The sequence below is a fragment of the Gammaproteobacteria bacterium genome (assembly GCA_021647245.1).
Lineage (GTDB): Bacteria > Pseudomonadota > Gammaproteobacteria > RBG-16-57-12 > RBG-16-57-12 > JAFLJP01.
This window is the reverse complement of the sequence record JAKIVC010000038.1, coordinates 1-25,969: the sequence shown is the minus strand read 5'-3', so window position 1 is coordinate 25,969 and position 25,969 is coordinate 1. Positions and strand designations below refer to the sequence as shown.

The window sequence follows — 25,969 nt, the reverse complement described above, 5'->3', positions numbered from 1 at the left end:
GTCATCTCGGCCCATTTATCCGATCATTTTCGTTGAATATGCCCAATATTCGCCTCAAACGATCAAAAAAATGGACTCAAAATGGCTTTCCCTCGCTACGATCACCTAAGTCCGACAGCCTCCTAGGCTAGTGGCTACTGCCCACCATATAATCCACTGCGGCCTTCACCTGCTCTTCAGTGCAACTATCACACAAGCCCATCGGAGGCATTGCATTTACCCCATAAAGTGCCGCGTTATATAGCGCCTCCATTCCCTTACTGGTACGTAACGCCCAGTGCTCAGCATCACCAAACTGCGGGATATCTGACATTCCCGTACCATGGCAGATAAAACAGTATTCATTATAAGTTGCTCTTCCTGACTCAGAGGCATGGAGTTGAGCGGCACTCAACAACATCACCAAAATCAACACACCCCATAAATTAAAATAGTCCCGCATATCACATCCCCAGCTAGCCCGGATAACTTATAAGTCATGAAAAATTTCACTTGTCTATTGATTCCACAGGAGATATTCCCTCCATCACCCGTCATCACGGATGCGGAGGTTTTTCATAAATTTACCTATAAAACCAACATCCTGCACTATTTTCGCACGAATCAATAAAATACCCGAACTGATTAAAATATTGCCAATAGCCATCCATTTTGACTATTCTCACTTAACCCCGATCAACTTGCCACAAGTAAGTGATAAGAAAAACCACAAAGCTAATAACCAAAAAGCATGACAGAAAGCTGACCCATTCCGCTAAATTTTTCTACCACTTGCCGATAAAGCAACATATAGTACATTAATTGGCTAGAAGCTGGCAGACAGCAAAATATAAAATCGAGAGAATAACTTCATGATGAAAGTAAGCCACCTGTTCCAGAATAAATCCGGTGAGTCCGTTTCTGTAAGCCCGGAAGAGCCCTTGATCCGAGCAGCTGAATTAATGGTAAAGCACCACATTGGGTCACTTGTTGTCTATCAAAATGGGAAAATAATAAGCATTGTTTCAGAGCGTGATGTAATGCGTACCGTCGGACAACATGGTGACAAAATTGCCAACACCAAGGTGGCCGATGTAATGGCCAAGAATCTGATCACCTGTGATATTGATGACAGCATAAATGATGCGATGGACATGATGCTAAATAATGCCACAGGGTCACGCATTCGTCATTTACCGGTACTGGAAGAGAACGAATTTATCGGTGTTATCTCCATGAGTGATATTGTCGAAACACTACTGGCACAGACAAAGCTAGAAAATAATCTGCTGAAGAATTACATCCAAAACTGGCCTGAAGAAGAGAAATAAAGCCGCACTGGCACTCCTCTTAAGCCGCTCAAAAACCCCGCGCTGCGGGGTTTTTTATTTTCATGAGCCGCTCTATTAATTCTGCATACACCACCCTAATCACATTGCATTATCCTCTAAACAGGCTATTCTCAATTGAACGAGCATGTGTACAAATAGTGACAAAAGCTACAGCAGCGAGGGTGCCGCGTCGCATCTCAAGAGGAGATAAAATATGGACAGTTCAGTCAATTTTGGAGGTCTGGTGGGGTTGCTGAATGACTACCCTGAAGATATGCACAACCTACTGGTTGAAATACGTGACCATGATGCAGAGGAGCTGTTAAAACAAGCCAGCTATACGGTGCCAACACTGGAAAACCAACCGACTCACTGTCCAGAGTCGTCACCTTAAAAATCAATAACAGCATAACGCCGGGTTGGGTTATGCTGCTTTTATGTTAATCGAACTCTATCACTACCTCACCACACCCTGTCCTCGCGCACATCGCCAACTTGGCTACCTTACCGGAATGCTGGGGCTTCAAGCACGGCATCGACGTGTTCAAGACCACTGGCAACAACACCTTGAGAACTGCCGGCAGTTCATCCTGAAGTCTGTCCTAGAGTGTAATCAATACAGCAAAGTCACCATCATTGGCTCCGGGTTGTTACTAGAGGTGCCTCTGGAACAGCTCAGCATACGATTTAATGAGGTTATTTTGATTGATATGGTTCAACCACGAGCCATTCGAAAGCGTTGCCATAAATTAGGCAATGTCACCCCATTGGTGCACGATATCACAGGGTTAGCAGCCGCGCTTGTCGACTACAAAAGGGGTGACAAACTACCCACGCCGAGGGCATCCCTGCCCGATGCGGGACAATCGAGCAACTTGATCATCAGCTGCAATTTATTAACCCAACTCCCCCACACACCCAGCCATTTCCTACAATATCGCCACGGATGGCATGAGGATGACCCACAACTTCAACAGTGGCAACACGCCATTATGGAAGACCACCTTTTGCTACTATCACGAGATGAGGGAGCGTGCTGCCTGATTTGTGATACGCATCACAATTACCGTGATAAAGCGGGGCAATCAGTGGCACAAGAGAGCAGATTGCTCGGACTCTCTCTGGGGAGTGCAAACCAAGAGTGGCTGTGGCCAATCGCCCCGCTGGGTGAACTAAACAAACAGCTCCAGCTAATCGCCACTGTCCAGGGGTTCTACAACTGGCCATAAGCTACGGGGTGAGTGATCTTTACGAAAATCCTGAAATACCCATACTGAGTTCTAAACACCATCTTCAAACTGCTTGGCAATGGCGATAAATTGATCCTCTATCTCAATAAAGGCATCTACAATGTCAGGATCAAAATAGACCTCTCTGCCTTCGAGAATGATTTTTTTCGCCTTTTCATGGGAAAAAGCCGGTTTATAGATCCGCTTGCTGATCAGCGCATCGTAGACATCGGCAAGGGACATCAAACGACCTGAAAGTGGAATTTCATCCCCCTTTAAACCACGAGGATAACCACTGCCATCCCATTTTTCATGATGGGTATAGGCGATCTCCCTCGCCGAGTGAAGAAAAGAGCTGCTGCCCAACGCCTGCTCTGCCCGGCAGATGGCATCATAGGCGTGAGCGGCATGTTTCTTCATCTCTACCCACTCCTCCGGGTTCAATGCTCCGGGTTTAAGAAGAATCCGGTCAGGCACACCCACTTTACCGATATCGTGCAGAGGTGCTGATTTAAACAGTAATTTAATGATGTCGGCATCCAGCTGATCACAAAAACGCGGATGATTTTGCAGGTGCTCGGCCAGTAGCTTGATGTAGTGCTGAGTCCTGCGAACATGATTACCCGTTTCGTTGTCCCGTGTTTCAGCCAGTGAAGCCAGGCAATGGATGGCCACATCCTGAGTGCGGGCTATCTCCAGCACTCGCTCCTGAATTTTATACTCCAGTTGTTCGTTTTGCTGCTCTAGCGACCAGAGTGCCTGGCTATATGCCAGGTGGTTTTTCACTCTTGCTTTAACAATCGGCGGGCTGATGGGTTTTGAAAGATAATCGACTGCGCCCAATGAGAAGCCATAAGCCTCTGCCTCGGCATCACTCTTAGCTGTGAGGTAAATTATCGGTATATGACGGGTTTTGTGGTTGCTTTTAAGGCGTCGACACACCTCATAGCCATCCATTTCAGGCATAAATATATCCAGTAGAATCAGGTCAGGTGCAGGCTTGGATGCAGCAATTTCGAGCGCTCGCTCGCCACTTTTGGCAATAAGCACGTTGTAGTCACTACTGAGTAGCCCGACAATCACATTCAAGTGAAAGCGCTCATCATCAACAACCAGAATTCTGGCAGGGTTGTTCATCAATCAATCCACCCCTTTATCAACAAAACGTCTATTGTGAGACCTTTGCAGCGGGTATTAACGAAACAATTTCATGCATCAGCGTGTCACTCTGTACCGGTTTGCGTAAAATAGTTGAGATCGCTTTTGAGTGATCATCCACCACCTCAACACCGCCATTATCCTCACAGACGATAACTGGCATTTGTAAGTTTTCAGCAACAATCGCTTCGGCAAGTGCTTGCCCACCCATCCCCTGCATACTTTGGTCCGCAATCACAAGGTCAAACGAGGCGTTAGAGGCGAGAAGCAGGTCGAGCGCCTCCTGTCCAGAGTTGCGAATGGTTACCTGGTAACCACTCACATCCAGCAGCTCTTTCCACAACATGGAGACACTGACATCATCACTGACCAGTAAAATATTATTATCCACTTGCAAGTGATGTGAGAGTGCCGGTTCAGAGTGACTGACCGCCGCTTGCGCCGTGGGGAATAACAGCTTAAAGGTAGAGCCTTTACCCAGCTCAGTATCCAATTGAAGGTGGCCTTGGTGTTTGTGAACAATATCATTCACTACCGATAGCCCCATGCCGGTTCCTTTTCCCTCTGCCTTGGTCGAGAAAAAGGGATCAAAAATGCTCTTAACCTGCTCTTCACCCATACCGGAACCATCGTCCGAGACCTCTAACACCACAAAGTCGCCTGCAAATGAGTGGTGACAGGCGCTGCACTCGCCCTTAACACCGCGTTGGTAGGTCAAGGAGATAGCCAGGTGACCCCGGCTATTCATGGCATCCCGCGCATTGATACAGAGGTTCATCACCACTTGATGCATCTGCACCTTGTCAAACAGGATGTCAGGTACCGTTTCATCCAGTGACACATCAAAATGTACCATTGCCGGAAGTACCGGGCGCAGCAATGTAATCGCTTCAGAAATAATATCAACCGGGGGGAAAACCTGCGGCTTGCTGGGAACGCCGCGGCTAAATGCAAGCAGTTGCTGAACAAGTCCGGCGGCGCGGCTACTGGCCAGTACGATATCTTCTATATTTTGTGCCGCACTCTCATATTCACCCATTTGAATGTCATACAGTGCGATATTACTGAACCCCTCCACAGAAGTTAGAATATTATTAAAGTCATGGGCTATGCCACCTGCGAGCAACCCGATCGACTCCATTTTGTGAGCACGTTGCAAGCAGCGCTGTAACTTCTCTTGCATCTCATGAGCCTGCACGATCTCCTGAGTGCGCTCTCTAACGCGCTTTTCCAGCAGTTCATTTTGCTGCGCCAGCTCACACAGGGCACGGCTAAGCGCTAGGTGGGTCGCGACACGTGCTTTGACAATCGGCACACTATAAGGCTTGGTGATATAGTCCACTGCACCCAGATCAAACCCATATTTCTCATCATCTACATCCGATTTAACGGTCAGAAATATCACTGGAATATGCCGCGTTCGCGGATCTCTTTTTAACCGTTTGCACACTTCATAACCATCCATCTCCGGCATCAAAACATCCAATAAAATGAGGTCGGGCACTGGCTTGGTAGCGGCGATTTCCAAAGCACGCGAGCCATCTTTTGCCACCAGAATATTGTGCTCTTCACCGAGTAGGTCCGCCATCACATTCAAGTGGAAGCGCTCATCATCTACAATTAAAACTCGTCTAACTTCATTCATCCGCTGGATCCTTGAAAATAAGTGGGCCGCCATGCCTAACGACAATGAGACGCAACGTATTATACGCCTCAGCATAATCATAATCAGAAATTTGCTCCTCAAGCAAGAGAAGCTCTCCGCGTTGAGAAAACTGAGCAAGCGTACGTTTGTGTTGATGGAAACAGGGCTTTGCGCTGGCGCTGCCTTCCAACAGCAAAGCAGCGAGCGCTTGTACCTCGTCCCAGTCCACCACCGTATCCTGCTGCACCTTAGAAGTCGCCACATCATCACTAGAAACCTTGCCAAGCACTTCAATAAGGCTGCTCATCACTTGGTTAAATTCTTTCAAAAAGGCGGTATGCGCCGCCGCACGATGTTGATCGCTGGAGAGTACTTTTTCCAACGCTGCCGCACACCTCTCTAGCGACGCGGCCCCGATACTACCCGCCACACTGCGTAACGTATGAGTCAGTCGACGTGCCGTCAGCATATCACCGCAAGCCAGTGCGTTTTCAAGCACCCGATCATCACCTTGGTGGTCGGCAACAAACTCCTGCAACAGAGAGAGAAACAGTGTTTGATTCCCACCAATCCGTGCCAGCCCCTTTGACAGATCAACCCCCGTAATAGTATCCGGCAGCTGGCCATCGACTTGTTTAGAGGTACTATTGTCTGGCACCACTTTACTCTCATCACCAGACTCAATGCCATTCATCCAGTGATGCAGCATGGCAAACAGATGCTCCGGATTGATGGGTTTGGTCAAGTGATCATCCATTCCCGCCTCCAGACATTTTTCACGATCCCCCGCCATGGCATGAGCGGTCATCGCTATAATGGGCAAGTGATCAAACTGCTTATCTTTGCGGATCATACGGGTCGCCTGATAACCATCCATTTCAGGCATCTGCACATCCATTAATACCCAATCAAATGAACCGTTTCGGATCGCCTGTACCGCCAGCGCGCCATTAGCCGCTATCTCGACCTCAACCCCCACCCCCTGCAAAATCTCACGGGCGATACGCTGATTGATAGCGTTATCCTCCACCACCAGCACGCGAGTACCGCTCAGATTAGGCGTTGAAACGGCTACCGGAACTGACACCACGCCCTCATCCTGGGCCGGGGCAACCGCTTCGGCAATGGCATTAAAGAGTGTAGAAGGATTAACCGGCTTAACCAGAAAGCCGTCAATACCCACTTTATGCGCCTCTCTCATCACCTCTTCCCGACTATAGGCGGTTACCATAATGACCATCGGCAACTTCGGTAGCCAATCACTTTGTTGAATCAAGCGGCTCGCCTCTACACCATCCATTCCCGGCATTTTCCAATCCATTAGCACCAGATCAAAGTGGCCATCAGACCCCTCACTGGCTTGCTCCAAAGTTGCAAGCGCGGCTGTGCCAGAAGAGACAGCCGAAACATTAAATGAAAATGACTCCAACATCGATTGCAGCGCCTCTCTTGCAACGGCGTTATCATCTACCACCAAAACTCGCATACCGCTCAGAGCGGCGGGCAGTAAAAATGGTTGATTATTTTCCTCATCAGCAGAGGCAAACTCCGCCTCAAAATAGAAGCGGCTACCCCGCCCTATTTCACTCTCTACATGGATGGAGCCCTTCATCAGTTCAACCAGCTGCTTACAAATGGCCAACCCTAGCCCAGTACCACCGTATTGGCGTGTAGTCGAACCATCCGCCTGCGTGAACGGCTCAAACAGCTGAGCGGCTTTATCCTGTTCGATGCCAATACCACTATCCTGAACAGAAAAACATAGCCTGATCCGATCACCTTGCTGCTCTACCATTGAAACCGAAACCACAATCTCTCCCTGCTCGGTAAACTTGATAGCATTACTGGTCAGGTTGATCAAAACCTGCCCTAGACGCAGTGGATCTCCGATCAGCGCTTGCGGGATCGCGCTATCGACTGAGAAGATAATTTCCAGATCTTTTTGTGAGGCACGCAGTGACTCAAGACTTGAGAGGTTTTTAAAGACATCTTCGAGAAAAAACCGGGTCTGCTCTATATCCAGGCGTCCCGCCTCGATTTTAGAGAAATCGAGAATATCATTAATAACACCTAGGAGAGCGTTGGATGAGGAGAGGATAATATCAAGGTAGTCTTGCTGACGTGTGGTAAGCGGCGTTTTTTGCAGCAGATAGGTCATACCGGTCACTGCATTCAGTGGGCTACGAATTTCATGGCTCATGTTGGCCAAAAATTCGCTCTTAAAGCGACTTGCCTGTTCAGCCTGCTCCTTAGCATTGTGCAGTGCCTGTTCGGTGCTTTTTTGCAGTGTAATGTCGGTAATCACATTACCAAAAAAACGCGCTTTACCCTGTTCATCACGAATCACGAACAGATTTTCCAATGTAGGAATTTCCTCGCCGGTCGCTGTTAGTAGAGGCACCTCACCGGTCCACTGGTTGTTCTCTTTAAGAAGTGGCATGACCTCTTGCTGAAAATAGGCACTGGTTTCTTTGGAGTAGTAACGGGAAAAGTCTTGACCACAAACTGAATCAACCGAGCGCTCTTTCATCATCTGGCACAGGGTGTGATTGACATAGGTAATCTCACCACCCAGCGTGGTGATACCAAACCCCTGGCCCGAAGTTTCTGCAAAGCGCCGAAACACCTGTAGATCTTCTTCCACCGCTTTGCGCTGGGTAATATCTTCCTTCAGCGCCACATAGTATTTGATAACGCCATCATCACCCCGCAACGGTGAAATTGTTTCACGCTCCCAGTAAACCTCCCCGCTCTTTTTGCGGTTTTGCAGATCACCGTACCAGTTGCGACCTGCGGTGATGGTCTGCCACATTTTTTTATATACTTTTTGAGAGGTCAGGCCCGATTTCAACAGCGATGGCGATGCACCCACGGCCTCTTGCGAAGTGAAGCCCGTCACTTCAGTAAACTGGGGGTTAACATACTCAATCACCCCATGCCGATCTGTAATCATAACCATTGAGGGGCTCTGCTCTACCGCTAGTGAAAGCTTACGCAACCGCTCTCGTGCCTGCTTCTTTTCGGTAATATCTGCCTGTGTGCCCACCGCCCGCAAAGCCTTACCCTGCTCATCCCGACTAACCACGCTCCCCTTGGACAATATATCGCGGTAGCTGCCATCCTTAGCCCGCAGCCGGAACTCATGTTCATAACGCGAAGTCTCACTGGTGATGGCGGCATCCACCACCGCCACCGCCTTGCTTTTATCATCGGGGTGCAGCAACATCTGCCAAGTATCATTTTGTGATGGCAACTCACCCGGCGAATAACCCAACATCTGCATATAAGCTGGGCTATAGTAGGTTTCACCGCTGACAATATTCCAGTCCCAGATACCGTCAGATGCCGCTGCCATCGCCAATTTAAAGCGCTCTTCACTACGCCGTAAACGATTTTTCTGCCGCTGCACCGAATAGTTCCAAAACAGAACCAGCACTAGGAGGATTACAGCAACAGAAACAACCTGCCAGACCAGGCGGTAATCAACACCTAAATCATAACGAATCGCCAGCCACTTTTTCTGAATGGCCGTTTTCTGTTCCGCAGAGAGGGTATCCAAGCCTCGCTGCAATAGCGGAATCAACTCTGGCCAATCTTTACGCACACCGATACTCAAATCGTAAGCATAGCCGGTGGGAGCCGCCACCTTCAGGTTGGTATACCCCCCCTCTGCAATAACATAACTGGCCTGCACCAAGTTACCGACATAGACATCCCCCTCACCCTGTGCAAGCCGTTGCAGTGCCTCTTGAGCCGTTGATACCAAGATCAAGGAGAGCGCCGGATAATCACGCTGCAAAATATCATGGGCCAGGTAGCCTTTTTCGACTATGACCTGCTGACCTTTCAGGTCATCCAAACTGTTAATATAAGCGGCATCGTTGCGACTGAAAATAACCAGTGGAAAGCTAATATAGGGTTCGGTAAAATTTAGGTATCTCTCTTTTTCTTCAGTTTTAGCCACAGCCGGTAAAATATCCACCTCGCCACGCTTAACCTGCTCTAGCACCTCCTCCCAGCTAAGGTCGTTCAAGGGAGTCATCTTGATAGCCAGAATTTCACTCAAATACGCCATATACTCAGACGAAATACCCTGGTACTCCCCTTGTTCAGAGAAGAATTCAATAGGTTGCCAAGCAGGGTCAATACCTAGGCGTATCTGTGGGTGCTTTGCCAGCCACTCACGCTCACGCTGAGTCAGGCTAATATTTTTAGATAACAGATCAGGGAACGCCCCATCGACCGAAACCCAACGGTGGCGAATATCAATATGTTCAGCGGTGGTAATCGTCGCCAGCCCTTTATTCAGAATAGAGACCAACTCGGGCCAGTCATTTCGCACACCGATGCTTAATGCCTCCATCTCAAAGGGGGAGGTCGCCGCTACTTTTAGGTTGGTAATAAAGTGCTTTTCAAGCAGGTAACCGCCCACGGCTAAGGTACCAATGTAGGCATCGGCGCGCCCTTGTGATACGGCTTCGAGTGCTTGCAGTGTTGAATCAACTACCCGCAAAGCGATATCCGGATAATCCCGCTGCAACAGTTCGTGACTAGAGTAGCCTTTTTCGGTGGCGAGGGTGCGGTTGCTAAAATCTAAAATCCCGCTGACCGGCGGGTGTTGCTGGCGGGTAAAAATAACCGTTGATAGCTCATTATAAGGCTCAGTAAACTCAGCATACTGCTCCCGATCAGAGGTTTTCACCACACCACTGAGTGCATCCAGCTCTCTATTTTTGAGCATATCCAGAGCGGCGGGCCAATCACTGTACACCACCATTTCAAACTCAACTCCCAAGCGTTGAGCCAACAGCGCAAGGTAATCGGCACTCAACCCTTGAGGGACTCCTTCATCACTCAAAAACTCCATGGGTGGCCAGTTTGCATCAATTCCGATACGCACCACCGGATGCGCTGCCAACCACGCAGCCTCAGCCGCTGTTAATTCAACTGTTGGCTGTGGTATTTGCTCGAGCAGTGCCACGGAGACCCAGCGACGGCGTATTTCGATCCGCTCCGCTGTACTAATACTCGCCAGCCCTTTCTCAAGAATTGAAGCCAATATCGGCCAATCCTTGCGCACGCCCATGCTCACCCCGCTAACTTCAAAAGGGGTGTTGCCAGCCACCTTGATATTGGTAATAAAATGTTTTTCCAATAAGTATGCCGCAACAGCCAAGGTACCGATATAAGCATCCGCCTGCCCCTGGGACACCGCTTTTAATGCCGCCAGCGTACTATCAACCTCCAGCTGCTCTATTTCGGGATAATCCGCAGCCAGTGATTTTTGAGTTGCGAAGTCGCGCACCACCGCCACAGTGGAACCATATAAATCCTCAATACTTTTAACCTGCATATTGTCGGCGCGGGTAAAAAGCACCACTGAAAGCTGTTCATAGGCTGGAGTGAAGAGTGCAAACGCCTCTCGCTCTGGGGTTTTCCAAATCGCTCCTATCGCATCAATCTCTCTGTTTTCCAGCATCGAGAGCGTAACCGCCCAGGGGTTATTCGCCACCATTTCAAACTCAACGCCTAGGCGTTCGCTCAACAGAGTGAGGTAGTCCGCTGCAACCCCTTGGTGCTGACCATTTTCAATAAAATCGAAAGGGGGCCAATCCGGCTCCCCCCCCATGCGAATAACCGGATGATCTGCTAACCAGCGGCGTTCATTCTGGGTCAAACTCGGTAGAAGACTCTTTTCTGCTGACTTAAAGTAACGAAAACCCGGGTAAGCGATCCAGCGCCGTTCCAGTGTTGAAAACTCTTCACCGGAGATGGCAGAAAGCCCTGCATTCACCCACTCAAGCAGCGCCGAATTGCCTTTTAATACCCCTGCATAAACACGCTTGCTAAAGAGCGCTTCATCGCTGCTTGAGATGCCGCCAGCTCGGGAAAGTTGATCCAACTTAGCCTGTGTAGTGGGCACCTCCGAAAGAAAGGCCTGTATGCGCCCCTCACGCAGCGCGCCAATCATCTCACGCCTTGTATCAAACAGAACAACGTTAGATACACCCTGCTCTCGCAAATAATTTGCCTGAAACGCACCCTTTACCGCACCCACCGGCTCACCTTTAAGGTCGGCCAAGCCACGATATTCAACATCACCAGAGGCGTAAAAAAGGGCTGATTTGATACCATAAAATGGCAACGAGAAGTCGATCCAGGTGGCGCGCTCTGCGCTTTTAAACAGGCCCGAGTGAATATCTGCATCACCCGAACGCAGAGCTTGCAAGGTACCCTCCCAGGTCGAGGCACGAAAGGTTACCTGGTGCCCGGTTTTTTCTGCCCATAGATGCCAAACATCTACCAGCAGACCAGCGGCTTCGCCCTGCTCATTTACAAATGTTAGCGGGTAATAGTTACTATCTATCGAAATAACTAAAGGAGCAGTGATACTGTCCGTCGATTGAGCCGCTTTTAGTGGCACAACGGACAACATGAGGAGTATCAAGTAGACGAGGCTTAAACGGTACCGGTAGAGTGGATTATTCAAATATTATATCCCTATAAAATATACAATGCCTGAAGTGCTCTCTACGTTGGAATTGCTTTACACGGGAAGAGCCGCCGCAGTGATCGTTTTGTATTCAACCGTGCGAACTATGCATCAAGGTCGGGGATAAGGCGGCTCTCTAACTGAGATATTTGATCTTTAATGACGAGTTTACGTTTTTTCATTCGACGTAACAGCAGCTGGTTCTGGCTTCGCTCGTAGGCCATGTTGTCAATCACACCATCAAGGTCTCGGTGTTCAAGGCGCAACACCTCCAACCACTGCTTTAGATTAACCAACTCATTTTCATGCATCGGACGGGGTTTCCTTATCAACGGGCGATCACCCCTGAAAGATAGCACAATATAAACACTTTATTCAGGCTAAACGCCCTAAAATATTCGCGCTTCATTCGAGCAAAGGGCGCGCTATAACAAGCGCAGTGGTGGCTCAGCCATAAGCGCAATCTGTTCACGCAGCGCCTGGATGTGCTCTTCCCAGTAGCGTGCACCTTCAAACCAAGGGAAATTCTGTTTAAAGGCCGGATCGACCCAGCGCCGCGCCAGCCAGGCTGCATAGTGGATCATACGCAGCGCTCGTAACGGCTCAATTAAGTTCAGCTCAACCGGGTCAAAATCAGCAAATTCATTATAACCATCGATCAGCGCCGCCAGCTGCAACTCTTGTTCATGACGTTCACCGGAGAGCAGCATCCACAAATCCTGTATCGCCGGTCCCATGCGACAATCATCAAAATCCACAAAATGCGGACCACTCTCCGTCCACAAGATGTTGCCAGGGTGACAATCACCATGCAGTCGTATCTGGCGTAGTGGCCCCAACCGTTCAAAACACGCATAGATATGGGCCAGCAGTGTCTCTGTCACCGATCGATAGTTAGGCATCAGGTAAGAGGGGATAAGGTCGTCACGACCCATCAAATAGTTGCGTGATGCCTCACCAAAACTCTCAACGGTGAGTGATGGCCGATGCTCAAAGCGCCCCGCCCCTGCCTGACGATGGATGCGCCCCATAAAACGCCCCAGCCACGCCAAGTTATCAAGGTTATCCAGCTCGGGCCAACGACCACCTTGGCGAGGAAAAAGCGCAAAGCGATACCCCGAATAGTCATGCAGTGTTGTACCCGCCATGAGCTGCGGTGCCACTACCGGTATTTCAGCCATCATCAACGATTGGCTAAAGGTGTGCTCTTCCAGAATAGCGGCATCACTCCAGCGCCCGGGGCGATAAAATTTTGCAATCAGTGGTATCGACTCATCAACACCCACTTGATATACCCGATTCTCATAGCTGTTCAGCGCCAACAAGCGCCCGTCACAAAGAATACCTAGCGACTCGACCGCCTGTAAGATCAGATCAGGGCTTAAACCTGCGTAGGGGATCGCATCATCCATATCAGCGGTCAATTAGAGCCACAACACTTTTTATATTTCTTACCACTACCACAGGGACAAGGCTCATTTCGGGCAACCTTATCACTCGTCGAAATAACAAGCGGGGGCAAGTCATCACCTCTCACATAAAGCCACTGCCCCGCTTCTCGAACAAAGTGGGAGCGCTCATGCAGCGACTCAGGGCGGCCCGATATAGTGTAATGGGCAACAAACTCAACCTCACCCCGACTATCCTGCTCACCCCCGCCAACCACATCAATCACATCAAGACCACGCCAAATAAGCTGCGGGTTATGGGTAATGGCATCAGTAGGCCGCGTTGAAGCATGCCAAGTCTTATTTAAATACTCATTGTATTCACGAACATACGCACAGTAACGAGAACGCATCAACGCCTCGATAGTCAGCGCGACCGCCATATCCTGATGATATTGGCCACAACACGCCAGATAACCTTTACCTGAACCACACTCACATTGATTTCCGATCATCCAAGACTCCCAAATAAGTTGTACTGTGATTGTACATCAACTTGGTGGGGAAATAACCGCTACTCCTCTGCTTTGTTTGGAAAGCCCTCTTTGAGTTGCTCCACCCATGTACTGCCGCTTTTCTGCATGGGCTTGACACACCCCGAACTCCACCTTACTGTGCAGTTTTATCACTCTGGCAACCGTCCCTCATGAGCAGCAAAAAAAAGAAAAATAGACATGCCATCACCGCAGAGGAGTCGGCCCTTTTTCGTGAAAACATGAAAGATGTCATACCGATTAAACAGAGCCGTGTCAGCCACCCTAAACCCCGTATTCGCTCCCACCATCGCCAACAACACCCACAACAACATAGCCACTACGATTATCAGCGTGACTGTTATGGCAGCCCATTAAGCAACAAAAACCTTCAGCGCTCACTGCAAACAGGGGAAATCCCCATCGAGGGGCGGCTGGACCTGCATGGCAAAACCCGACTACAAGCCGAGGATGCGCTCAAGCAGTTTCTCCAACAGGCGCTCTATATGAACATCCGCTGCCTATTGATCATTCATGGCAAGGGGGTCAACTCAGACGGCAATATTCCTGTATTGAGAGAGCTCACCCACTACACCCTCAAACAAGAGCCAATGATCGCACGCTATCACTATGCAGCGATCCAACATGGCGGCAGTGGTGCAACCTATGCCATTCTTAGAGAGAGCCTCAACCCAAATCTGGATTAACACTTAATATCATTAATATTTTCAATAGAATCAAGGGGTAATCTAACCTTTAAAATACCCGTTAATAATTGCATTTTACATTAAAGCATCAAAAAACATTCCCGACATACCAGATTTATTGAAGGGGAAAATAGGCATGACTGAGAGAACAGATACCCTCGAAAAAACCTCTGAGAAAGCTGCACCCACAGCTACAACGACTTACGCTGACCTCATCATTAACTATCTTATTCAGCTCGATGTTGACTACCTGTTCGGTGTTCCCGGAGGCGCAATTGAACCGCTGTACAACGCAATGGGTCGGCACCTGAGAAGTAAAAACAGCAACCCGCAAGTAACCAAAAGTGATGATGCCATCCCCGTACGCCAGCGCCGCGATAGCAAGGGGATACGCCCTATTGTGGCACGCCATGAAGCGGGTGCCGCTTTTATGGCCGATGGTTATACACGCGAAACAGGAAAGTTGGGGGTCTGTTGCGCAACCACAGGGCCGGGTGCGACCAATCTGATTACCGGCGTCGCTTCTGCTTATGCCGACAGAATCCCGATGCTGGTTATCACCCCACAAACCGCACTTCCCGACTTTGGTAAAATGGGCCTGCAAGAGTCATCCAGCGATGCGGTGGATATCGTCGGAATGTTTGAGCACTGCACCCACTATAACTCGCTGGTCTCACACCCCGCCCAGCTCGAAGGCAAACTCTACAACGCACTCATCAATGCCCACCGGCACCCTCAGGGCCCTGTTCACCTCAGTATCCCGATGGATATATTGAACATGCCCATCGCATCAAGTGAAAGAACCTACCCCGTTGCACACCTGTTCCGACAATTGGAAACCGTGGATGAGGGGTCATACCAAACGCTGCTAAAAGTAATTGCTAAAAGCAGGCGCATCGTACTGTTTATTGGTAGTGGCAGTAAAAATGCCGTGCCCCACATTAATCAATTTGCCGATATCGTTGATGCGGATATTGTCACCACCCCATCAGGGAAGTGCTGGATAAGCGCCTACAACCCCCGCTATCGAGGTGTTTTTGGCTTTGCTGGCCACGCATCGGCAATGGATTGCATCACGCACGAGGAGGTTGATCTCGTTATTGCCGTGGGCACCCGACTGGGGGAGCTCTCCACCTGTGGCTGGAATGAGGCTCTATTAAATAAGAAGCTGGTTCACCTAGCTCAGATACCTGAAGATTTTGCACGCTCTCCCATGGCCGGTTTACATGTGCTTGGGAATATCGGCTATATCTTCAAAAATATCTGCAACGACCTCTCTCGCATCAAAGGGACAGCCCCAGCCCGTACCATCATCTCAGATTCACAACCCACAAAAGAGGCGCACTATTTACCCGGTAACCTCACCTTCCGCACGATAGACAAGTGTAACTCGGACGACCTGCCACTCAAGCCCCAGCGAGTAATGAAGGAGCTGATCGATAAATTCCCCAAAGGTACTCGTTACATCGCCGATGCGGGTAACACATGGGCCTGGGTTACCCACTATTTAATGGACAGTGAAATCAATACCCAGCGTGTAGGGTTTGGCTTTGGTAGTATGGGCTGGGCAATCGGAGCCGCCGTGGGTACTGCGTTGGGTAACCGGGATGATATTACCGTCTGCATTACCGGTGATGGCAGTTACTTGATGAGTGGGCAGGAGATCACCGTTGCAGTGAGTGAAAAACTCCCTATGGTCTTCATTGTTTTAAATGACCAGGCATTGGGAATGGTCAAACATGGCCAACGCCTGGCCGGTGCCGAGCAGCTCTGTTACGCGCTGCCACCGGTTGACTTTGCAATGCTGGCCAGGTCACTCGGCGCGGAGGGTATTACGATCAAGAAACCGGAAGATTTTAGCCAGCTGAATATCGATACACTGCTAAAAAACCAAAGACCTTGCCTGCTCGACATCTACATTGATCCGGAAGAGGTCCCCCCCATGGGTTCTCGAATCGAGGTGCTTAACAAAAAAGAGCAACCATAAACGGGTAACAAATCTGGATAAATGACCGACATGGAACATAACGGTATACACAATGGATATTTTTCACGACAAATCGAATTTTGTTCCCGTAAATATAGATCGCGAAAAGATCTCAACAAACAATAAAAAACTGAAGTCGACTTAATATTATGAGCAACACAACCCCGGATAAAAGTATGCGTGCCAGGCAGGAAAGCTCCTTTCTGGATGGATCGAACGCCCTCTATATCGAAGCGTTATATGAACAGTACTTGGAAAATTCTGACAGCATTGAAGCGCCCTGGCGGAAATATTTTGACCAGCTAGCGGCTGAAAACCAAACGCCTGATGTGGCTCACACACCGGTTCGTGATGCTTTTCGCAACATAAAAACCCGCCACCACGCGACCGCAGACTGCAACAGCTCCCCCCGTGACTTACGGCTACAAGAGAAACAGGTACAGGTCGCACAGCTCATCAACGCTTATCGCGCCCATGGACATAAACAGGCACAGTTTAACCCGCTGGCAGAAGAGGCTGAAAAACCGCATATTCAAGAGTTAACACTGGCACACCACCAACTCTCAGATGAGGATCTCGATCACATCTTTGATACCGGCATGTTAGCGGGTATCGGGCGCGCATCGCTACGAGAAATATTGTCGATATTACAACGCACCTACACCCACGCCATCGGCTCAGAATATCTGCATGTGGCCGAAAAAGAGGAGGAGCTGTGGCTACGTGAACGCATTGAGCAACACCATGGACAACCACACTATTCGCCTGAAATACAGCTGCGCCTGCTCGACAGACTGACCGCAGCAGAGGGTCTAGAGCGCTTTCTACACAGCAAATACATTGGCCAAAAGCGTTTCTCGCTTGAGGGTGGCGACAGCCTGATCCCAATGCTTGATACGCTGGTACAACATGCCGGTGCGGTGGATGCCAAAGAGGTATTAATCGCCATGGCCCACCGTGGCCGCCTCAATGTTTTGGTCAACATTCTTGGCAAACACCCTAAAGATCTTTTTCAGGAGTTTGAAGGCCAGGCGGACTGGGATGGTTACGCCACCGGTGACGTTAAATATCACCAGGGGTTCTCCTCAGACATCAACACCCCCGGCAGCGTAGTGCACACCTCTCTAGCATTTAACCCATCACACCTGGAGATTGTCGGGCCGGTGGTTGAAGGCTCAGCCCGCGCCCGCCAGGACCGTCGTAATGACAGCGAAGGTGCTGAGGTTATTCCGGTCATCATCCATGGTGATGCCGCTTTTGCAGGGCAAGGGGTCGTCATGGAGACCTTTAACATGTCTCAATCCCGAGGGTACTCCACCAAGGGAACGCTACACATTGTCATCAATAATCAGATTGGTTTCACCACCAGCAATCAACGCGACTCCCGCTCGACAATGTACTGCACCGATGTCGCAAAAATGGTAAATGCGCCCATTCTGCACGTCAATGGTGACAATCCAGAAGCGGTACAGTTTGTCACCGAGCTGGCACTCGCCTACCGCATGGCCTTCAAGAAAGATGTGGTCATCGATCTGGTCTGTTACCGCCGTCATGGCCACAGTGAGGCCGATGAGCCAATGGCCACTCAGCCCAGCATGTACCAAAGCATTAAAAAGAAAAAAACACCCCGCGATATTTATGCCGGTCAATTAATTGATGCCGGAATCGTCGATGCACCCCGCGTAAAACAGATGATGAAGGATTATCGAAATACCCTGGAGCAGGGACGCTGCGTGGTCAAGGAGATCAACCCGGACCACCCTTCCCCTCATACCGACTGGAATCGATACAAAGCGCAAGCGTGCACTCTTTTACCCAACACCGGTGTTGATAAAAAACAGCTGCAACAGCTGGCAGACAAACAGCAACAGATGCCGGAAAATTTTAAGCTCCATCCAGCGGTACGAAAAATATATGAAAACCGTGCCAAAATGGCAGCTGAAGAGATCGAAATGGACTGGGGCTTTGCAGAAACACTCGCCTACGCCACGTTAGTAGATGAGGGTTATCACGTGCGACTCTCAGGCCAGGATTGTGGCCGTGGCACCTTTTTTCACCGCCACGTCATCACCTACAACCAGACGGATAACCGAGCCTTCATTCCACTCCGTCATATCAAAGAAGAGCAAGGTAAATTCCTGGTCATCAACTCGGTTCTTTCAGAAGAGGCGGTGCTGGCCTTCGAATACGGATACGCCACCACCGACCCCAATACCCTCACCATTTGGGAGGCACAATTTGGCGACTTTGCCAATAACGCACAAGTGGTCATCGATCAATTTATCAGTGCCGGCGAGCAGAAGTGGAAACGTCTTTGTGGCCTGGTTATGTTACTGCCCCACGGCTATGAAGGGCAGGGCCCTGAACACTCCTCAGCCCGTGTCGAGCGTTACCTGCAACTCTGTGCACAACACAATATGCAAGTGGTGATGCCCACCACACCCGCACAAATATTTCACCTGTTGCGTCGGCAGATGATACTCAGTTGCCGCAAACCACTGATCATCTTTTCACCCAAATCACTGCTACGCCACAAAATGGCCACCAGTCGGCTGGATGAGCTAACAGAGGGCACCTTTCAGCCCATTATTCCAGAAATCGATGAGCTTGATCCCAAGGGAGTCAAGCGGCTGGTGATGTGCAGCGGCAAAGTCTACTACGACCTGTTACAACAGCGCCGAGAAGCACAACGTACCGATGTTGCGATTATCCGTATGGAGCAGCTCTACCCCTTCCCCTCCGCCCTAATGAAAAAAGAGCTGCAGCGCTATAGCCATGCAACAGAGTACTACTGGTGCCAAGAAGAACCCAAAAACCAGGGGTCATGGTTTACCAGCCAGCACCATGTTCGCTCCCTGCTCGATGATAAATTTTACTTAGAATATGCCGGTCGCCCCTTCTCCGCTGCACCAGCGGTGGGCTACCCAAAACTTCATAAAGAACAACAGCGCCAACTGGTCGAAGATGCCCTTGGCCCCAAAACAGATAAAGGATAAAAAATGACAATCGAAGTCAAGGTTCCCAGCTTTCCTGAATCAGTCGCCGATGGCACCCTAGTCACCTGGCATAAACAGGTCGGTGATACTGTGGAAGCCGAAGAGATATTAGCGGATGTTGAGACCGACAAGGTGGTTTTTGAGGTTCCGGCACCGTCAGACGGAGTGATTAAATCGATCCTGATCAAAGAGGGTGCCACCGTACTCTCTGGTGAAATACTCGCCACCCTCGATGAAGCTAAAGCCGGTGCCACACCAAAACCGGCACCGGCCATTATAGAGGAGCGCTCACCCACCCCCGCCGAAGTACCCACTGCAAACAGTGAAACCGATGCCTTCATCACGCCAGCAGCACGGAAAATGATCGAAGAGAACCACCTGAATGCCCAACAGATCCAGGGAACCGGTAAAGGTGGTAGCATTCTTAAAGAGGATGTGATTAATCACATGGAGTTTGGCAGCCAAAAAGCCGCACCCGTCGCATCGGCTATCACAGCCGATGCCTTTACTGGCGAGCGACCCGAGAAACGGGTACCCATGACACGTCTGCGCAAGCGTGTTGCAGAGCGTCTTTTGGAGTCACAATCCAGCGCTGCCATTCTGACTACCTTTAATGAGGTCAATATGCAGCCCGTCATGGAGCTGCGAGCCAAATACAAAGAGGCCTTTGAGAAGAAGCACGGTACCCGCCTCGGTTTCATGTCCTTTTTTGTCAAAGCGGTCTGTGAAGCACTCAAACGCTTTCCGGAGGTAAACGCCTCCATCGATGGCGAGGACATTGTTTACCACGGCTACTTTGATATTGGCATTGCCGTTGGCTCACCACGTGGCCTAGTCGTACCCATTCTACGGGATGCCGACCAGATGAGCCTGGCTGAGATCGAAGCGACCATCCGTGACTTTGGTGCCCGTGCTCAAGCCGGAAAACTCAGCATTGAAGAGATGACCGGCGGCACCTTTTCAGTGACCAATGGCGGTGTATTTGGCTCACTGATGTCGACCCCGATCATCAACCCGCCACAAAGTGGCATCCTCGGTATGCACAAAATCCAGGAACGGCCGATGGCTGAAAATGGCCAGGTGGTGATTCGCCCCATGATGTATCTGGCTCACTCCTACGACCACCGCATTATCGATGGCCGAGGTGCCGTACTGTTTTTGGTGGCGATTAAAGAGCTACTGGAGGATCCAGCGAGAATTTTATTGGATATTTGAGACCTTTGTACGCACCCACTCACCCAACAAAGAAGCAGATGGAATCCTCATGAATGAAAAATTTGATGTCATCATTATCGGTGCAGGCCCTGGCGGCTATGTCGCCGCCATTCGTTGTGCACAGCTGGGGCTCAAAACAGCCTGTATTGACGACTGGGTTAACAGCGAGAGCAAACCCTCGCCGGGTGGCACCTGTCTCAATGTGGGGTGTATTCCATCAAAAGCGATGATCGAGTCGTCCGAGCAGTACGAAAAAGCACAACATGAACTCGCCCTCCATGGCGTTAATGTCCGGGGAGTGAAGCTCGACCTCACCACCTTGTTAGCGCGTAAAGACAGGGTGGTCAATGAACTAACCTCTGGCGTTGCCGCACTGCTAGCGGCCAATAAAGTCACATTCATCCATGGTCGCGGTAAGCTGCTGGCCAACAAAGAGGTTGAAGTGGCTGGGGAGCGCTTCGCTGCCAGCAACATCATCATCGCCACCGGCTCATCACCCAGTGCACTCAACGGTGTTGCCTATGATGGCGATACCATCGTCGACTCCACGGGTGCCCTGGCGTTCGACAAAGTACCCAAGCGCCTCTGTGTTATCGGCACGGGAGTCATCGGGCTCGAACTCGGCTCCGTCTGGCGTCGACTCGGCTCGGAGGTGTTTATGCTCAAATCCAGCAATACTTTTCTGCCAATGGCCGATCAAAGTATCGCCAAAGAGGCCCTCAAAATCTTTAGTGCACAAGGGCTCGACATTCGCATGGGTGCTAGAATAAAAAATGTCGCCGTAGTACGTGGCAAAGCGGTCATTGAATATGATGACAAAAAAGGTAACCATCAGGAGAAGGTCGATAAAATTATTGTTGCGGTGGGCCGCCAGCCAAACACCCGCAATCTGATTGCTGAGGACGTGAGCATTGAAGTGGACCAACGCGGGTTCATTCGTGTGGATGATAAATGCCGTACAGCGGTGGATGGCATCTACGCCATTGGCGATATCGTTCGTGGGCCGATGCTAGCGCACAAAGCCTCTGAAGAGGGAGTGATGGTCGCCGAGTTGATAAATGGAGAGTTTGCGCAGATCGACCTAGAGAGCATCCCTTCCGTCATCTACACCTCTCCCGAAATCGCCTGGGTCGGCAAAACCGAACAGGCACTGAAACAAGAGGGTACAGATTACACTATTGGCACCTTCCCGTTCGCCGCCAACGGTCGGGCCCGTGCATTGGGTGAAACCACAGGGCTTATCAAAATCATCGCCCACACTAAAACTGATCGAATATTAGGTGTGCATATCATCGGCCCGCAAGCCTCAGAAACAGTGGCACAAGCAAAAATAGCGATGGAGATGGGAGCCAGCAGTGAAGATATTGCACTCACTGTATTCGCTCACCCCACACTCTCTGAAGCCCTGCACGAAGCTGCACTCTCGGTGCATGACCGTGCGATACACGCGGTGCAGCCAAAGCGCAAAAAACAGAGATCGTAAACCCGCACGGTTGCTTGAGTGGTTACGTCTTTAGGTTCGTTGTAACAATCACATCAAGCAGCCCCTCGCTGGCCGACTCAATCAGATCATATACCCGCTCAAAACCACGAGGACCGCCATAATAAGGGTCGGGAACATCACGTTCACTATAGAACGAGGTAAACTCCAGGATTCGCCGAACTTTATGCTCATGCCCTTCAGGTGCCAGCTTCATCAAATTGAGGTGATTATCGCCATCCATTGCCAGAATATAATCAAAGTGCTCAATATCTTCAGCAGTGACCCTTCGAGCGCGAACATCACCTAACTCAACACCACGCTGTTTGGCCAGTTTTTTCGCTCGTGGATCAGGACCTTCGCCATCATGGTAGGCATGGGTGCCTGCTGAGTCTATTTCAAACAGATCAGCCAGTCCTCGGTCAACCACCTGCGTGCGAAAAACACCTTCTGCCGTTGGCGAACGACAGATGTTGCCCATACAGACAAAAATAACACCTACTTTTTTCATATAACTCATCACTTTGAAGTGTTTTTGGATATCCCTGGCCAAATAAACCAACAAGAGAGTTTAGCAATGGCATGTTAACAGTTTATTCAGAGGGGGGATGGAAAAGGGAATATTACATATTGGGAGGTTAAAAATCACGCAGAAACAGGCGACCTTCTGTTTGCTTATAAAATGATTCAAATTCAGTTGCCGTAATAGGTTTGCTGAAATAGAACCCCTGTATCTCATCGCAGCCGTGCATCAATAACTGCTCGAATTGGCTGCGGGTCTCGATCCCTTCGGCAATAACGTGTAAGCCAAGATTGCGAGACAGGTCGATAATCGTTTTTGCAATTTCAGCATGGTTACCCTCATCATCAATATCTTTAATGAAAGCTCGGTCGATCTTTAAAGTGCAGAGCGGAAGTTGCTGTAGATAGCTCAGAGATGAGTATCCGGTACCAAAATCATCCATGGAAGTGAGTACACCCAGCTCACGAATTTCTTGCAGAACCGAAATGGTGTTTTTCAGGTCACTGATCGCCATGCTTTCAGTCACCTCCAAATCCAGCTGTTCGGGTGGCAAGCCACTCACCTCAAGTGCAGAGGCCACTATGGCTGCAAAATTATCAAGCTGAAGCTGCTTAACCGAAAGGTTAACACCCATCCGGACTTTAATTCCCATATCCAGCCAATGCCGTGCTTGCTGGCACGCCTTATTCAACACCCATTCACCGATCGGAATAATCATCCCCGTCTCTTCAACGAGTGGGATAAACTTAAAGGGTGGTACAAGTCCCTGCTCAGGGTGATTCCAGCGAATTAACGCCTCAACACCGACAATCTCCTGTGAACGTGCATCTATTTGTGGCTGATAATAGAGTTCGAACTGCTCAAGCTTCACCGCTTCACGCAGCGCTTGTTCCATCAAAAGGCGCTCCTGAGCTAACCCATCAAGCTCAGACGAAAAATAACGATACTGCGCACCACCATGCTGTTTAGCCAGATTCAGTGCGGTATCCGCCCCAAGCAGTAGCCGTTCAGCACTCTCCACTTCCAACGGATAGAGTGCGACCCCCACACTGGCACTCATCTCCAGGGTGTGCTCACCAATTTGGGTGGGGATTGCTGCAAGCCCTAGCAAGGTTTGCGCTAATTCATCAACCTCTTCAACACTGCCCGCTTTAGGCAGATAAATGGAGAAGACATCGCCAGCAAAACGGGCCACGATCATCGACTCCTTTTGCAGCGGACTTAAACGCTTCGCGATCTCTTTTAGCAAAAGGTCACCACTGGCGTGTCCTAGTGAATCATTTACCGCCTTAAATCGATCCAAACCAACAAATAACACCGCTTGCAGCTCATTACCGCCCAGCTGCTCACCCAGCTGCTTCTCAAAAAAAGAGCGATTGGGTAAGTCACTCAAGGGATCATAGTAGGTGTGAAAATGGATCATTTCCTCCGCATGAACCCTCTCGGTAATATCCTGCAAAGTACCACTAATCAACCATTCACCATCGACTTGATGCGCTTCACCCTGCTGCAAAATCACCTTTTCCGGCTCTCCTGACAGCTGCAAGCGGTGTTCAAAAATATATTGCCCTGTGCCGGCCACCGCCTCATCAAGTGCTTGCTGCATTTTCTCTTGATCTCTGGGGGAGAGCAGATTAAAAAAGACCTCAGTTTTAATTGTACTTTCGCCACCCATTCCCAGCATTTCGGCTATCTCGGGGGAGAAATCAATAACACCTGTGGTCAAATTCATCTGACCATAGCCCAGTTTTGCAAGGCGCTGAGCATGACTCAACTGCTGCTCTTTTTTCTCCAGCTCAAGGTAAAGGTCACGATTACGGAGTGCGTAGCGCACCCGCTGCACCAATATGGCCCAATTAACCGGCTTAGAGACAAAGTCGGTTGCTCCGGCACGAAAAGCAAGTTCAACCGACTCTTCATCATCCGAACCGGTTAAAATAAGAACGGGCAGGCGCAACCCCTTCACACGCAGGCGCAAAGCCTGACAGGTTTCACAACCACTTAACACTGGCATGACCATGTCAAGAAGCACCATGGAGGGTGCCTCTTCACTCTCATCAAACAAGCGTATGGCCTCTGCACCATCCGCAGCCTGTATCACCTGGTAGCCCGCGTGCTCCAGATGCAGAGTGGCCACCTGGCGAATAAACTCATCATCATCGACAACAAGAATCAATCCAGCGGAAGCCGGTTTTTGGCTATTTTTATGTGACATAAAATCTCATACCTGAGGTTTTAATGTGGGCAGAAAATCTATTTTATTTAGTGCAGCCAGCTCAAATAAACTTTCTTTTGATCGTCCATCTAGCTATCGGCTTGCGCGGTCAAATCTTCACCACGCCTGCCCCGTAGAGCCTTATTATTTCCTTGTTTTTATTGGTGATTATTATTTCATTACAAGCTGTTGATAATAATGAAGTTAAAAAATTAAATTAATTTTTATCATTTTTAGTTTGACGCATCTTAAACATATCTATATTATTCGCTCCATCAGTTCGGGGGTGATTAGCTCAGCTGGTAGAGCGTCGCCCTTACAAGGCGAATGTCGGCGGTTCGATCCCGTCATCACCCACCACTTTATCACCCGAACAGACCCTGCAATAACCAGCCATCTTCAACGCAACAGACACTTCCCTGTGACTTTTCCGATAACAACCAACTACAAACTCATAATAAACTCCGCCAGTTTCAACGCCTCGTCTTTATCCATTTTTTTAGCGTGCCCCCTCATCGGCCGATCACCCCAATTGCCCATACTGCCGTATAAAATACTCCCCGCAAGCTGATAGGTTGCATTTTCATCTTCACCGTATTTTTCCGCCACCTCTTTCCATGAGGGGCCCACTTCCGTCCGCTCAACATGATGACAACCCAGGCACCCTTTCTGCTTGGCCAAATTCAATGCACTCGTGGCCTCAGAAGCTATTGTCTGGGCTGAAAAAATGATTAATAAACCCCCTAACACTACACCATATTTCATTTCAGCTTATCCATTTTTTATTTGCATCAAAAGAGCATGATAAACCGCTACTTATCAGATAACAATTCGGCTTGTGTGGTCACTATCTCAACGTGTTTAGATTTACCCTCAAGTCGAGGTATTTTGGCACGAAAAGAGGGTGCATCTAGAGCCTCTTGAAAAACTCATCAGTGATGAACAAGGCGAGTTTGCAGTTCGCTCCTAGTACTCCTCCAAGGTGATATTGCCTAATACGGAATTGCCATCATCAATTAACACTTGTCATGAGTGATGCACGGATAAAGTTGCTTCAGTTTTATTCGTGCATCTTCTGTCGTAAAGCGCC

At 49.6% G+C, this 25,969-nt stretch carries 18 protein-coding genes and 1 tRNA gene; 9 read left to right on the top strand and 10 right to left on the bottom strand.

Annotated elements, in window-relative coordinates; genetic code table 11:
• Window positions 1-127: 127 nt before the first annotated feature.
• A complete protein-coding gene (locus L3J94_10705) occupies window positions 128-442 on the bottom strand; it encodes a c-type cytochrome (GenBank protein ID MCF6219199.1) in 315 nt (104 codons plus the stop codon).
• Between the two features lie 409 nt (window positions 443-851).
• Here L3J94_10705 and L3J94_10700 point away from each other — a divergent pair, with 409 nt between their 5' ends.
• The 3 genes from L3J94_10700 (at window position 852) to L3J94_10690 (ending at window position 2,539) form a co-directional block, all read left to right on the top strand.
• Window positions 852-1,310, top strand: coding sequence for a CBS domain-containing protein (locus tag L3J94_10700; protein MCF6219198.1), 459 nt, complete (start codon window positions 852-854; stop codon window positions 1,308-1,310).
• Window positions 1,311-1,524: 214 nt separating this feature from the next.
• The gene (locus tag L3J94_10695; protein MCF6219197.1) at window positions 1,525-1,704 is read left to right on the top strand and encodes a hypothetical protein; all 180 of its coding nucleotides are present in this window, start codon (window positions 1,525-1,527) and stop codon (window positions 1,702-1,704) included.
• Window positions 1,705-1,747: 43 nt separating this feature from the next.
• A complete protein-coding gene (locus tag L3J94_10690) occupies window positions 1,748-2,539 on the top strand; it encodes a hypothetical protein (GenBank protein ID MCF6219196.1) in 792 nt (263 codons plus the stop codon).
• Window positions 2,540-2,590: 51 nt separating this feature from the next.
• Here L3J94_10690 and L3J94_10685 read toward each other — a convergent pair whose 3' ends face one another.
• From L3J94_10685 to L3J94_10660, 6 genes are all read right to left on the bottom strand, one after another.
• Entirely contained in the window at window positions 2,591-3,676 is a 1,086-nt protein-coding gene (locus L3J94_10685; GenBank protein MCF6219195.1) for a two-component system response regulator, read from the bottom strand.
• A 31-nt stretch (window positions 3,677-3,707) separates the two neighbouring features.
• Complete coding sequence (locus L3J94_10680) at window positions 3,708-5,342, bottom strand: response regulator (protein MCF6219194.1); 1,635 nt, start codon at window positions 5,340-5,342, stop codon at window positions 3,708-3,710.
• Entirely contained in the window at window positions 5,335-11,832 is a 6,498-nt protein-coding gene (locus L3J94_10675) for a transporter substrate-binding domain-containing protein (GenBank protein ID MCF6219193.1), read from the bottom strand. Before L3J94_10675 ends, L3J94_10680 begins: the two co-directional genes overlap by 8 nt.
• A gap of 107 nt (window positions 11,833-11,939) precedes the next feature.
• Window positions 11,940-12,146, bottom strand: coding sequence for a DUF465 domain-containing protein (locus L3J94_10670; GenBank protein MCF6219192.1), 207 nt, complete (start codon window positions 12,144-12,146; stop codon window positions 11,940-11,942).
• A 114-nt stretch (window positions 12,147-12,260) separates the two neighbouring features.
• A complete protein-coding gene (locus tag L3J94_10665) occupies window positions 12,261-13,247 on the bottom strand; it encodes a serine/threonine protein kinase (protein ID MCF6219191.1) in 987 nt (328 codons plus the stop codon).
• Between the two features lie 8 nt (window positions 13,248-13,255).
• Window positions 13,256-13,738 carry an SEC-C domain-containing protein gene (locus L3J94_10660; GenBank protein MCF6219190.1) on the bottom strand — a complete coding sequence of 161 codons (483 nt, stop codon included), beginning with the start codon at window positions 13,736-13,738 and terminating at the stop codon, window positions 13,256-13,258.
• A 191-nt stretch (window positions 13,739-13,929) separates the two neighbouring features.
• Between L3J94_10660 and L3J94_10655 the strand changes: the two genes are divergently transcribed.
• From L3J94_10655 to lpdA, 5 genes are all read left to right on the top strand, one after another.
• Window positions 13,930-14,463, top strand: a complete 534-nt coding sequence (locus L3J94_10655; GenBank protein MCF6219189.1) for a Smr/MutS family protein — start codon at window positions 13,930-13,932, stop codon at window positions 14,461-14,463.
• Between the two features lie 136 nt (window positions 14,464-14,599).
• Window positions 14,600-16,450, top strand: a complete 1,851-nt coding sequence (locus L3J94_10650) for a thiamine pyrophosphate-binding protein (GenBank protein MCF6219188.1) — start codon at window positions 14,600-14,602, stop codon at window positions 16,448-16,450.
• A 149-nt stretch (window positions 16,451-16,599) separates the two neighbouring features.
• Entirely contained in the window at window positions 16,600-19,446 is a 2,847-nt protein-coding gene (locus L3J94_10645) for a 2-oxoglutarate dehydrogenase E1 component (protein ID MCF6219187.1), read from the top strand.
• 3 nt (window positions 19,447-19,449) lie between these two features.
• On the top strand, window positions 19,450-20,661 hold the full coding sequence (odhB, locus tag L3J94_10640) for a 2-oxoglutarate dehydrogenase complex dihydrolipoyllysine-residue succinyltransferase (GenBank protein MCF6219186.1): 1,212 nt from the start codon (window positions 19,450-19,452) through the stop codon (window positions 20,659-20,661).
• 49 nt (window positions 20,662-20,710) lie between these two features.
• Window positions 20,711-22,144, top strand: coding sequence for a dihydrolipoyl dehydrogenase (lpdA, locus tag L3J94_10635; GenBank protein MCF6219185.1), 1,434 nt, complete (start codon window positions 20,711-20,713; stop codon window positions 22,142-22,144).
• Window positions 22,145-22,166: 22 nt separating this feature from the next.
• Here the strand turns inward: lpdA and L3J94_10630 are convergent, their stop codons facing one another.
• Window positions 22,167-22,652, bottom strand: a complete 486-nt coding sequence (locus L3J94_10630) for a low molecular weight phosphotyrosine protein phosphatase (GenBank protein ID MCF6219184.1) — start codon at window positions 22,650-22,652, stop codon at window positions 22,167-22,169.
• 127 nt (window positions 22,653-22,779) lie between these two features.
• Window positions 22,780-24,879, bottom strand: a complete 2,100-nt coding sequence (locus tag L3J94_10625) for an EAL domain-containing protein (protein MCF6219183.1) — start codon at window positions 24,877-24,879, stop codon at window positions 22,780-22,782.
• 284 nt (window positions 24,880-25,163) lie between these two features.
• Between L3J94_10625 and L3J94_10620 the strand changes: the two genes are divergently transcribed.
• Window positions 25,164-25,239, top strand: a tRNA-Val gene (locus L3J94_10620).
• Between the two features lie 84 nt (window positions 25,240-25,323).
• On the opposite strand, the gene L3J94_10615 is transcribed toward L3J94_10620, so the two are convergent.
• The gene (locus tag L3J94_10615) at window positions 25,324-25,644 is read right to left on the bottom strand and encodes a c-type cytochrome (protein MCF6219182.1); all 321 of its coding nucleotides are present in this window, start codon (window positions 25,642-25,644) and stop codon (window positions 25,324-25,326) included.
• Between the last annotated feature and the right edge of the window lie 325 nt (window positions 25,645-25,969).